This window comes from Lysinibacillus parviboronicapiens, from assembly GCF_003049575.1.
Classification (GTDB): domain Bacteria; phylum Bacillota; class Bacilli; order Bacillales_A; family Planococcaceae; genus Lysinibacillus; species Lysinibacillus parviboronicapiens.
Genome location: NZ_PYWI01000006.1, coordinates 17516 through 29989, shown reverse-complemented (window position 1 = coordinate 29989; position 12474 = coordinate 17516). Strand labels below are relative to the sequence as shown.

11 protein-coding genes and 1 pseudogene are annotated in these 12474 nt (G+C 34.1%); 5 read left to right on the top strand and 7 right to left on the bottom strand.

Going from position 1 to position 12474, the window contains the following annotated elements:
- Positions 1-3 precede the first annotated feature (3 nt).
- The 4 genes from C9J35_RS07355 to C9J35_RS07340 all read right to left on the bottom strand — a co-directional run bounded on the left by C9J35_RS07355 (position 4) and on the right by C9J35_RS07340 (position 3570).
- The gene (locus C9J35_RS07355) at positions 4-867 is read right to left on the bottom strand and encodes an ABC transporter ATP-binding protein (protein WP_107924008.1); all 864 of its coding nucleotides are present in this window, start codon (positions 865-867) and stop codon (positions 4-6) included.
- 270 nt (positions 868-1137) lie between these two features.
- On the bottom strand, positions 1138-2382 hold the full coding sequence (locus C9J35_RS07350; protein WP_153062946.1) for a radical SAM/SPASM domain-containing protein: 1245 nt from the start codon (positions 2380-2382) through the stop codon (positions 1138-1140).
- A gap of 322 nt (positions 2383-2704) precedes the next feature.
- Positions 2705-2920, bottom strand: a complete 216-nt coding sequence (locus C9J35_RS07345) for a helix-turn-helix domain-containing protein (protein ID WP_054768262.1) — start codon at positions 2918-2920, stop codon at positions 2705-2707.
- An 11-nt stretch (positions 2921-2931) separates the two neighbouring features.
- Positions 2932-3570: a DUF2975 domain-containing protein gene (locus C9J35_RS07340; protein WP_107924006.1), complete on the bottom strand. Its 639-nt coding sequence runs from the start codon at positions 3568-3570 to the stop codon at positions 2932-2934.
- Between the two features lie 548 nt (positions 3571-4118).
- On the opposite strand from C9J35_RS07340, the gene C9J35_RS07335 reads away from it, so the two are divergent.
- Entirely contained in the window at positions 4119-4958 is an 840-nt protein-coding gene (locus C9J35_RS07335; protein ID WP_107924005.1) for a YitT family protein, read from the top strand.
- A gap of 495 nt (positions 4959-5453) precedes the next feature.
- Here the strand turns inward: C9J35_RS07335 and C9J35_RS07330 are convergent, their stop codons facing one another.
- Both C9J35_RS07330 and pdxR read right to left on the bottom strand, forming a co-directional pair.
- On the bottom strand, positions 5454-6377 hold the full coding sequence (locus C9J35_RS07330) for a D-alanine--D-alanine ligase (protein WP_107924004.1): 924 nt from the start codon (positions 6375-6377) through the stop codon (positions 5454-5456).
- A gap of 4 nt (positions 6378-6381) precedes the next feature.
- Positions 6382-7830, bottom strand: a complete 1449-nt coding sequence (gene pdxR, locus C9J35_RS07325; protein WP_107924003.1) for a MocR-like pyridoxine biosynthesis transcription factor PdxR — start codon at positions 7828-7830, stop codon at positions 6382-6384.
- 275 nt (positions 7831-8105) lie between these two features.
- On the opposite strand from pdxR, the gene C9J35_RS07320 reads away from it, so the two are divergent.
- The 3 genes from C9J35_RS07320 to C9J35_RS24700 all read left to right on the top strand — a co-directional run bounded on the left by C9J35_RS07320 (position 8106) and on the right by C9J35_RS24700 (position 10962).
- Entirely contained in the window at positions 8106-8891 is a 786-nt protein-coding gene (locus tag C9J35_RS07320; RefSeq protein ID WP_107924002.1) for an ABC transporter ATP-binding protein, read from the top strand.
- Positions 8891-10513, top strand: a complete 1623-nt coding sequence (locus C9J35_RS07315; RefSeq protein WP_107924001.1) for a hypothetical protein — start codon at positions 8891-8893, stop codon at positions 10511-10513. Before C9J35_RS07320 ends, C9J35_RS07315 begins: the two co-directional genes overlap by 1 nt.
- 179 nt (positions 10514-10692) lie before the next feature.
- Positions 10693-10962: a sigma factor gene (locus C9J35_RS24700; RefSeq protein ID WP_327323035.1), complete on the top strand. Its 270-nt coding sequence runs from the start codon at positions 10693-10695 to the stop codon at positions 10960-10962.
- Here the strand turns inward: C9J35_RS24700 and C9J35_RS07305 are convergent.
- Positions 10909-11142: pseudogene (locus C9J35_RS07305) on the bottom strand (AraC family transcriptional regulator); the annotation flags it as partial. The gene C9J35_RS24700 and the pseudogene C9J35_RS07305 sit on opposite strands and share 54 nt — an antisense overlap.
- Before the next feature lie 310 nt (positions 11143-11452).
- Here C9J35_RS07305 and C9J35_RS07300 point away from each other — a divergent pair.
- Positions 11453-12316, top strand: coding sequence for a glycine betaine ABC transporter substrate-binding protein (locus C9J35_RS07300; RefSeq protein WP_107924000.1), 864 nt, complete (start codon positions 11453-11455; stop codon positions 12314-12316).
- Positions 12317-12474 lie beyond the last annotated feature (158 nt).

The window sequence follows — 12474 nt, the reverse complement described above, 5'->3', positions numbered from 1 at the left end:
AATTTACTCCCCTTTGAACAGTTCCATTAAGGAAGATTCATTTACTTTAATGTCAATTATCGGTATTCCTTGTTGGACAATTTTAGTCATTACCTCATTTAACTGCTCTTTTTCTTTTACAACTATACAATCATCGATTCGTTGAGTATTTTCACTTTCGAAGGTCATTGAACTCTCGTCAATTTGCACAATATATCTCTTATTATCATCAAATACATCATCAAACACCTTTATACCGTCTTCGATGTATATAATTCGATCACATACATCCTTAACTTCGTTCAAGTTGTGATCTGAGAATATAATTGCTTTGCCTTCTTTCTTAGCTAAGTTAACTATTAAATCTTTTACCAATTTTCTACCTATAACATCTAACCCCACCAAAGGCTCATCTAAAATTAATACTCGTTTATCACGTAACAATGCTTGGGCTAACCCTAGTCGTTGTTTCATTCCAAATGAAAAATTTTTCACGTAATCATGTTTTCTATTTACTAAACCAACAAGACTTAATACTCTTTCAATTTCCTCTTTTATTTCCTTTGTATCGCTTAAGCCCTCTGCAAGTAATAATAGCTCTAAATTTTGAGAAGCATTTAAGTAATCTACAAAAGCACTTTCAATTAGAACACCAAATTCTGAAATTTCATCTTTATTCTCCATAAGGTTTTTACCTTTATAGAAGATTTCACCTGATGTTAAATGTATATTATTTGTTAAACAATTCATTAATGTAGTTTTACCTGAACCATTTTTACCAATTAACCCTATCACTTCCCCACTCCTAATATTAGTAGAGAAATTATCTAATGCCTTGGTTGTAGACGACTTATATATTTTTGTAACATTATTAAATTTTAGTAACATAGCTATCCCCTCACAATATGGGAATAGGACTGTCTAAAAAGTCATTCTACAATAACGTCTGTCTTCCTATTCTGGTGAAATATTAGAATAGGATACTTCAGCATATTGCCTTTACTTTTGGGACAGCCCCCATCCGCAAAAATTACCAGTCTTTACCGTAACTTACACAAACATAGAAACCAACGCTAACGCAGTTTGGCTTTGCTTCAGTTTTTTTAGTCGCGAATAACATATTTACATTCACCTCCTTTCAAGGAAGATCCCTAACTTTTAGTGAGCTATCGTTTCTTTCAGTCGCTTCACCGTTTCTCGATAAAAAGTCTTAATAAAAGGACAATATGAGTCTCTATCAGTTAGTGTTTTATTGTATAACCAACTTCTTCCTCTACAACCTCCACCACATAAATAACGATAGGAACAATCCTTGCAACCATTCACTTCTTCTACATTCAAGAAATTAAATACGTTATTTTCAGATTTTAATATGCTGCCTAATTCATCTTGTAAAATATTCCCCATTCGAAGTTCATTATCATGTAGCATATGGCAAGGATATATCGATCCATCAGCAGCAATGCTGACCATTTCCTTTCCTACTTCACAATTTCCTCGACAAGTTAAACAAACTTCGCCAGTTGGCATATCCATAATTGGAACATTTTCATCAAAAGTCAAAACCCTTTTAGAAAAATCAACAAGAGATTTATTATCAAAAATGTAATCCTTGAATTCTTCATCATGTGGATCAACAGTAAAAATACTAAATGAAAGTCGAACACCTAAATCATTTGCAAAGTTTATATACTCTTGCGCATATTTCAAATTCCTTTTATGAATAGTTGCAATTAGATTAATTGAAACTAAAGGTTTTAAGTACTCAATATTTGAAATAATTCGTTTCATAATTCCTTTATCTCTAATAAATTGAGTTTCTTCATTGTAGCCATCTATGGATATATTTAAGATATCTATATATTGAAGGGCATCTAAATGGCGCTCATAAAACATAGTTCCATTTGTAATAACACTTAAAAACTCAACGTTTGCCACTTCTTTTGTATAACGGCAAATATCAGCGATATCTTTTCTTATAAAAGGTTCTCCACCAGAAAATACAAGTTGTTCTACTCCATTTTTCTTTAACTCGTCTAATACTTTGCATACACTTTCATATGGTAGTACATCTCTTTTATTGCGATGCTCTACATAGGAATAACAACCAACACAATTTAAATTACAACGATCTGTTAAATGTAAATAAGCAGCTTTTAGTTTCGTATCCTGACGAGCTCCCTCAAAAAAGCCTAAGTCCTCCATATAATCTAAAATCTGTACCGTGTTTTCATTTAAATCATCTTCTGTTAATGTTAGATCATTTATTAGTTTTTGCACTAATGCATAGCCATCATCATCAAGCCCTATAATTGAGCCATTGGCGATGTTGCCAATCATTCTAATTCCTTCAATTTCAAATAGTCTCACACTCTTATCCACACAAAATTTATTCTTTAACATAAAAACACCACCAATTTCAGAATATTCGTTTTTCGTTAAGAACAATATAAATCACTTTTTAATTATAATCAATATTTTTTTAACGAAAATCGTTATATTTTTATTTATTTTCATAAATTGTTCAAAATTTACAGTTAATGATTAACGGTTAAAATAAAATGACTTTAGTAAAATACTAAAGTCAAAAAGAAGTATATATATGAACCCGTTGATTTGCGCTACGGCGGACGCTTTTCGCAGGCATGGCTTCAATCTCCTCGTTTTAAAAGAAAAAGACTTTAGTAAAATACTAAAGTCTTTTAGAATCTGCCATATCATTTATTTACTCAACGGAATCTTCAACATACTCTAAAATATCCCCTGGTTGGCATTTTAGTACTTTACAAATGGCATTTAACGTAGAAAAACGTATTGCCTTTACCTTTCCTGTTTTTAAATTAGATAAATTAACAATCGATATATCCACGGCTTCTGCAAGCTCACTTAATTGCATTTTTCTGTCAGCCAATACACGATCCAATCTTACAATAATAGCCATATCTTCACTTCCTATGCTGTTGCATCATACTCTTCTTGTAAAAAATATCCATGTCTGAATATTCTACCAATAGTCCAAACTATAAAACTACACAGTAATATGCTCCAATTTATATCGAAAAATCTATAAGAAATAGATTGTATCCATTCAATACTTTCTAAATGATTTTTATTTAAAAGCATATGTAATACAGTTAAAATTAAGTATGTTTGAACTGCATTACTTAAAAAACTTAAAATTAACAAACTATATGCTACTATCTCTATTCTTTTACTATTTCTAATAGTAAACACTTTTCCGTTAGACACGGATTTAACAAACTTCCACAATAACATAACAATTAAAAATATAATCGAAGTATAGATAATTAACAGTAAAATTAGTACGATCACTTCACCTTTATCGTACATAAAATTACTCATTATATCTTTATTTAAAAAGACCGTTATTCCATAAAGATTTAAAGAAATATCTATATTAGAATCTAAGACTAATTTGCCAATCGTGTCTCCAGAAATAGTTAAAGCTGCAACTAATAAACCTAAGAGCCCTAAGATAAATGATGTTATGATAACTAAAGCAGATATTAATAATATATTTAATATTTTTAACATCATTTTAATATTACGAATTGCTAATGATTGATCCATAACTTCTTACACTCCTTTATTGTTTTTCTTCGTTAAAAGCGTTGCCCTATATGTTCTTCCAATTGTTTCGTAAAATGTTACACCCCCCGCCTGCATTGCTAGTTACATCATCAAATACTACTTATTTCAACAACTCTAATTACCAACTTTTATCGGATATAGTATATATTATAAATGGATATTTTAATTTGGCATACCTATCATATTTAATCCATTAGATTGCTATTATTTGAATATAGCTAAATTGCTACTAGCATTGTGCATAGCATCCCACCCAGCAATCAACTATTTTTTTTGCTATATAGCCTCCTTCTTGGCTCGAAAATTATTAAAGGTATGTTATTATATTGTTAGTTTTTGTATTATTTTATTAAAACTTCTAGTATCTAATGCTTATATCATGGATTCATTTAGTTAAAACTAACAACATACTTACTCACACTTGTTGATTTATCACAAATGAACATTCCAACAGTATATAAAATGAATAGAACTTGATATAGTATGTACTTAAGAAAAAACCAATTATGTTATGGTGGTGTCATGTAGTGAAGAAATACGTTTTGGATATTTTAATGATTATGATCGGGTCGCTGCTTTTTGCGCTGGCAGTTAACTTATTTGTCATTCCGAATGATTTAGGTGAAGGTGGCGTAACAGGTTTAACAATCATCGCCTATTATCTGTTTGGTTGGTCACCAAGTATTGTGAGCTTCGTGCTAAACGCAGCTTTATTAGTGGTTGGATATAAATTTTTAAATAGGCAAACAACCATTTATACGATTATTGCCGTAACGTTCCATTCACTTTTTTTACATTTGACAGAAACATGGTCCATTTCTTCAAATGAAATCATTGTGAATTCCATTTTCGGTGGGGTATTTGCTGGAGTAGGCATTGGCTTAATTATCAGGGTTGGTGGAACAACAGCAGGTTCTACCATCTTAGCTAGAATCACGAACAAATATCTTGGCTGGAGTATTAGTTATGGTTTATTATTTTTTGATTTAATTGTTGCTTTCTCATCTTATTTTATTATCGGGACAGAGGCGTTGTTGCTAACTATTATTATGCTATATGTCGGAACAAAGGTAATGGAGTTTGTTATTGAAGGTGTGAATCCTAAAAAGGCAGTTACCATTATTTCCAAAAAACCAGAGGCCATTGCCGGCCAAGTGAGTGCGTTTATGAATCGAGGCGTGACGGTCCTATCAGGCCATGGCTATTATACGAAGGAACAAAAAGAAATTCTTTATATTGTCATTAGTAAACAGGAAGTTGTAAAGCTAAAGAAAATTGTAAAAGAAATAGATAAGGATGCCTTCATTGCCATTCACGATGTCAGAGATGTCTTTGGACATGGATTTATAGAATTATCTAAATCTTAAACTAATAGGACACAAAGCTGTCTGAAATACTAATTAGAGTTATCCTTTCTGTGTGAACATCCAATAGAAAAGAAATGATGAGGCTGGGACAAAACTTTAAATTTTAAGAAAGAGGAGCAAAGGTATTATTAAATTTTTGCTATCCAAAATGAAGAAAAATTTAGACATTCTTCCTTTTGGCATAAATAAAATTTACAAGAGAGCAATAGTTGATGGTAGCGAAGGTGGCGACTCCTGGGGGATTAGCGTGACGCCTGAGACTACAGGCTTAGGCCACGCCCCCGGAATGCGTCCGCCGTAGTGGACATCAACGTTCACAGCAAAAAAGTGTTAGATCGACATCGTCAATCTAACACTTTTTCTCTTTTGTCCCAGCCTCATTTAACAGAAAATAAAAAACGTCATTTTGAAACATCTTCATCAAAATGGCGTTTTTCTTGATTATCCATGTTCTACTAAGTTTCATTGTTGGCAAAAGGAACTCCTTTTATTGTTCTATACAATAGTATATCCTTCACTTGTCCTAACCTGTAAGGAACTTTCAATAATGTTATCCAACAGCTCAGTATAGGTGATTCCCGCTGCAAGAGCACTTTTTGGCAGTAAGCTATTTTTTGTCATACCCGGCAATGTATTGACCTCCATGACGTAAGGAAATCCATCCTTTATGAGCATATCAATTCTGGCATAAATCGTGCATTTCAAGACGCTATAGCAGGCCATTGCAGCCCCGGCGACCCGTTCATGTATTGCTGTTGGAAGTTCTACAACCTCTTCAATTGTAGCGGCATCATCATATTTTGCATGATAGTCAAAAAACGCGGCTGTATGACGAATCGAAATGATCGGTAACAGCTTTCCATCAACAATAGAACATGTAATCTCTTCGCCTGTTATATACTTTTCAATAATGATTTCACTATCCCATTTGAATACGTCTGCCACTGAGGATAGTAATGAATCTTTATCGTATACTATTTTTACTCCTACACTGGAACCGCCTGAATTCGGTTTTACCACCAATGGATAGCCCATATTATCTAATTTATCCATCTGAAGCTCATTCATATCCGAAATATGAAGCCAATCTGGTGTTTGAATTCCCTCATAGCGAATAATTTTTTTTGACATATTTTTATCCATACAAATACCGCTTGATAGCATGCCACTTCCGGTATATGGTACATCTAAGGTTTCAAGTACACCTTGAATTGAGCCATCTTCACCAAACTTGCCGTGAAGCGCTATCAAAGCAATATCAATATCTCTCACCTTGTCAATCAGCTCTATTTTGTCATTTAGTTTAATAGCGACAACTTCGTATTTATCCTTATCTAAATGGGTAATCATTTCTTCACCTGTCATGAGAGACACTTGCCTTTCTGAAGAAACACCTCCCATAATAACGCCAACTTTCATTTTTTCAACTCCCCACTTCATTTTTCAAAGTTTCACCAATGATTTTAATGCCTTGGACAATATCCTCTTCTTTTAACCGGGAAAATCCTAACCGAAATGTGTTACTTCCTCCTCCATCGCTGTAAAAAACATCTCCAGGATAAAATACAACACCCTTTTGATAGCACTTTTTTAAAAGTACACGAGCATTCATTCCTTCTTCTAATTCTATAAAGAGATGGAGACCGCCATCCCCTGTCATTCTTTTAAAAGGTATATATTGATTACATGCTTGTCGAGCAAGTTCATATTTTTTCTTATATACTGACCTAGCTTTTTTCAAGTATCTTTCGAAATAGCCATCATGCAAATATTGATAAAGCACAGCCTGATCCAGTGTAGATGTATGAATAGTACGTGCCCTTTTTACACTTTCTAAACAGTGGATTAGTTCTTTATCTGCTAAAATCCAACCAACACGTAAGCCCGGAAAGAGAATTTTGGAAAAGCTGCTAATATAAATAACCTGGTTACCAGGGCCAATAAAAGTCATTAACGGGGCTAGATGAGAGCCTGAATAACGTAATTCTTCATTAAAACCATCCTCTACAATAGGAATTTGATAGGTTGAAAATAGTTTAATAATTTCTGCTCTCTTTTCAGAGGAGGTAACAATTCCCGTTGGATTATGATAAGACGGGATGAGATAGGCAAAATCAAAAGTCCCTTGTGACAAGCTTTCCTCAACCTTCTCGATGTCAATGCCATCATCCATCATGTCGATTCCGTGAATATCAAATCCATGTAAGCGAAAAAGCTTTAAAGCGGCATGATGCGTAGGATTCTCGCAAAGAACACGTCCGGATTTTTTAGCTATCGAAGATAATAAAATATCCAAACCCTCTGTAAAGCCGTTCGTGATAAGAATATCCTTATTGGAAATATCTACACCCTTCAATTGCATATAGTGAAGAAGATATTCGATAAGGGGTTTGTAACCTTTTGCATAGCCGTAATTCAACACAATATCTCCCTCAATAGACATTCGAGTCAGAAAAGCCCTTTTAAAATTTTCGACATCAAAAAGCTTTTCTTCTGGTGCAATACTGTTGAATGAAATTATGCCTTTTTCCGACAAGACATCTTGCTTCATCAAGTCCAATTCGTCCGCTAGTAATGTCACTTCATTGAGCCTCTCTTTCCAATGAAATTCAATGGATGGCATTTTGGACGTTTCGACTTTCCCGATAAAATTTCCCCTTCCTTTAATTGCGTAGATTAGACCATATTGTTCTAAATCTGCGTAGGCCGTAAGAACAGTATTTCTACTGACTGATAATAATTTACTAAGTTCACGGGTTGAAGGTAGCTTCTGATGCTCCAACAGATGGCCTTTTTTAATCATCTCTTTTAAATAATCTCTTACTTGCATATAAACTGGACGATCATCCATAAGCTTAAAATCATTAAACACTCTCTGACCTCCTTACTATCATTTTTACATAACTATAGCTATCCCAAAAGGTCCACGCCATATGTATTTTTCTTTAGCAGCGGTTGCCCAAAATTTTAAGTACATTTAGTTTATTCCAATTGTATACTCATACACAAAACAGACAGTAGAATTTCTTGCTTTCTTATTGCAATTGCAGATATTATTAGCTTTTCTATATATGGTTAATTTTTCCGAAACCATTTATGTATTCAGCCGTATATAAGACAGACAGAAAAAACGAAAGGAGCGGTAAAATGGAGCAGCAAGAAATTTTGACGATTACGAATTTGACGAAGAACTATGGCAATAAGGAAATATTAAAAGGAATTGACTTGCACGTCTCAAGAGGCGAAATTATTGGCTATATCGGTCCAAACGGGGCAGGTAAAAGCACAACTGTTAAAATCATTTTGGGGATTGAAGGCGATTATGGTGGAGAAATTAAGCTCTTCGGTGAGCCTATCGAACAAGATCGTATTGAATATAAACGAAGAATTGGCTATGTACCTGAAATAGCTGATGTTTATGATAATTTAACAGGGTATGAGTATTTAACCTTCATCGGCCAGCTTTATGGCCAAACATTAGAGGTTGCTGCTGATAAATCAAAAACCTTAATGGAATTGTTTGGTGTTGGTGAAGCATATCATGCAAGAATTTCTTCTTATTCAAAAGGAATGCGACAAAAGCTGTTAATAATTGCTAGCCTTATACATAATCCAGATTTACTGTTTTTAGATGAACCAATCAATGGGTTAGACGCAAATAGTGTAATGATTTTTAAAGAGATTTTGACTCAATTGGCTGCCCAAGGAAAAACTATTTTCTATTCATCTCATATTATGGATGTTGTCGAAAAAATCAGTAGCCGCATCATCTTGCTGAACGATGGAAAAATCGCAGCAGATGGAACATTTGCCCAGCTACAAGCGGACAATACGATGGGAACTTTGGAAGGGATTTTCAATCAATTGACAGGCTTCCATGATCATAAAGAAATTGGTGAGCAATTTGTTTCAGTTGTACAAGGTGGCATGTAATGAACGATTTCAAAACCCTACAACTACTGGATAAATTTCAATTTATATTTGTGAAAATGGGCATCGATTATGACATCATGAGAAAAATTCTCCATATTAAACTAACAATGGACGAACGCAAGGTACCAACATTATTTAACCAAGCAGCAAATAAAAAAAAGCAAGACAAAAAATATGGCTATATCAAATCTTTGTGGATTTATACGTTATTCGGACTTGTGCTAATTCCTTTGATAGGCTTTGGCCAAAACTATCTTTTCCAGATGAGTATCGCTTATGCAATGATTATTTTTTTGATTATGACGTCGATGATTTCTGATTTTTCTTCAGTACTTTTGGATGTACGTGATAGAAGTATCCTCTCAACTAAGCCCATCGCTACTAAAACGGTGAATGCAGCCAAATTTATGCATATATTTATCTATTTGGCGTATTTAACTATAGCCTTAACGACCATTCCACTTTTAGTCGGCTTGTTTACACAAGGCATTATATTTTTTATTTTAACGGCATTCGAACTCGTTCTAATCAATATTTTCATTGTTGTTCTAACTGCCATTTTATATATTGTTATCTTGAGATTTTTTGATGGAGAAAAGCTGAAGGATCTCATCAATTATGTACAAATCGGTTTGTCATTGGTGTTGATGATTGGCTATCAAGTTCTTATTAGGTCCTTTGAATTTGTCAATTTTGATGTTGTCGTTGCGTTTCATTGGTGGAGTATTTTCCTAATTCCCATGTGGTTTGCCGCTCCTTATGAGCTACTGCTTAATGGTGATAACTCTTTATTTACAGTGCTATACTGTATTTTTGCTATTGTCATACCAATTGTGTCGATAGGACTTTATGTAAAGCTGGTGCCGACCTTTGAGCGCAATCTACAAAAATTATTAAACACAAGTAAGTCCAAAAAGGCCAAGAAAAATCAGCTGAAGGAGTTTTTATTAAAGTTCATTTGCCGAACAAATGAGGAAAGAGCTTTCTACCGCTTCGCATCCCTGATGATGAAGCAAGAGCGAGAGTTTAAATTGAAAGTATATCCTTCCTTAGGCTTTTCTTTTATTATCCCATTTATTTTTATGTTTACGATGAGGTCAGATGAGGTTGATTATTCTGTTAGCATGGGCTATTTGAATATATATTTTAGCATGCTTATTATTCCGTCTGCTGTGCTCATGCTAGGACATTCAGGAAAGTTTAAAGCAGCTTGGATATATAAAATCTTTCCTATCAAGGACTATACAGACTTACAAAAAGGCAGCTTAAAAGCATTTTTGATTAAATTGTATTTTCCTTTAAATATTGTTCTCAGCATAATCTTCTGCTTTATTTATGGCACAAGAATCATCCCGGATTTATTGTCAGTTTTCGCAGCAAGCTGTATGTACACTGTAATATGTTATATCGGTTTGGGCAGTAAAATTCCTTTCACAAAGCCCTATGATGAAATCGGCGATGCGCAAAGTTGGAAATCTTTACTATTATTCATTCCATTAGGTATGTTGGCAGGATTACACTATTTCATGGCCACTCTTCCTTATGGATCTATGATTTACTTAATCGCTCTATTCATCATTAATTTTGCACTTTGGAAAATCGTCTTTAAACGGTCAAAGTAAAATTCTATACACTTCTTCTTGTAAGATAAATAAAACGGCTTGAGCCCTTTATTCCATTGGGCTTAAGCCGTTTTTTAATCCAACATCAGTTCCTGGATTTAACAATTTATAATAATTTTTAAATTATTTTGCAACCTTTTTTGGCCCTTATCCGAGAATAGAGTGAAAGGTGGGAAGAGATGGAACTTGAAACAATATATATCACCTACATGAATGATATATATCGCTATTTATATTCACTTACCAAAAATCATACTTTAGCTGAGGATTTGCTTCAGGACGCATTTACAAAAGCGCATATCACCCTTCTTGGTCAAGAAATTCAAGACATCAAACCTTGGCTTTTTAAAGTAGCTTACTATACATATATCGACAGTACACGAAATTTAGTAGTTCGCGTTTATACACATCGCTTCATTAAATGGTGCATAATCACAACTACCCATTAATTTTTTATCTTTAAACTCTTCATACATAACCTGACCATTCAATATGTTAAGTACGTGTTTGTCAAATAGCTCACTCTTCTCATTTTGTAACTGCTCAATGTCAATTTTTCTAGAAATACGCATGCTACACCATTCCTCATCTTTATTGATTGAAAGTTTAACAAATGATTGGACAGGCATATTGCTACGTCTTTACAAAAATTCTAGCCTTTCATTTCATATATTATCTTATACTTTTTTCCTTGTGATGAAATCGGGTTTTGTTATATGAACACGAAAAGGTCTCAAATTAGAACATCTGCAAACTTCTTCTCTCTTACTCTCAAGCTACTTTTTAAACTGTATTTCCTCAACAAATGCACGGCTTCTTTATTCAATGCCTTTTGACAAAAGTAACAACCCTTTGATAACATTAAGTTGTTACTTACTAATTTTTAGGTATATTTGGCTCGTTTTATAAAATAGAGAAAGCAATAAGGAGGGGGATTTTATGAGATTCGATAGATTATCAAAGCTAGTTTTAGCATTTGCATTACTTTTACTATTAGCGGCCTGTGGTTCAGATGATACAAGCACCCAAAATAAAAAAGTCAATTTAGCTTATGTAGAATGGGATACAGAAATAGCGTCCACTAATGTAGTAGGACAAGTTCTAGAGGATTTAGGATATGATGTAACTCTAACACCACTTGATAATGGCATTATGTGGGAGGCTCTTGCCAATGGTGAAGTTGATGGCATGGTGTCAGCTTGGCTACCACAAACGCATGCTCCACAAGTTGAGAAGTACAAAGATAGAATAGTAGATTTAGGTGAAAATCTAACAGGGGCCAAAATTGGCCTAGTCGTCCCAAGTTATATGGATGTAGACTCTATCGAAGATTTAACAAATGAAGCTGGTAAAACCATAACAGGCATTGAGCCAGGTGCCAATATGACAGCTACTACAGAAAATGCGTATAAGATTTATCCTAACCTTGAAGGCTGGACTGTACTTACCTCATCTGCAGGAGCAATGACAGCAGCCCTTAAGCAAGCGATTGAGAATAATGAAGAAATCATCGTTACAGGTTGGTCTCCTCATTGGAAATTTAACGCATTTGATTTGAAATACTTAGATGATCCTAAAGGAATATATGGAGCAGAAGAATATATTGGGACATTTGCACGTAAAGGATTTAAAGAGGATAATCCGGGGGCATACAGTGTTCTCGATAACTTCCACTGGGCTGCAGAAGATATAGAAAGTGTTATGTATGATATTATGGAAGGCACTGATCCTAGGGATGCAGCAAAAAAATGGATCAAAGAAAATGAAGCTAAAGTTGCTGATTGGACAAAGGATATAAAATAATAAGTTGTTATACCGTGTATGAACTTCTATCATGAACATAGCTCAAAGAGCATGTGTGCAACGTAGCGGAAGGAAGTAGAGCATGAGCTTCAGCAGAGAGCGTCTGCTCGTGTGGCTCATGCCTTTCCCGCGTGAAAAGCGAAGCGGATTTTTACTAG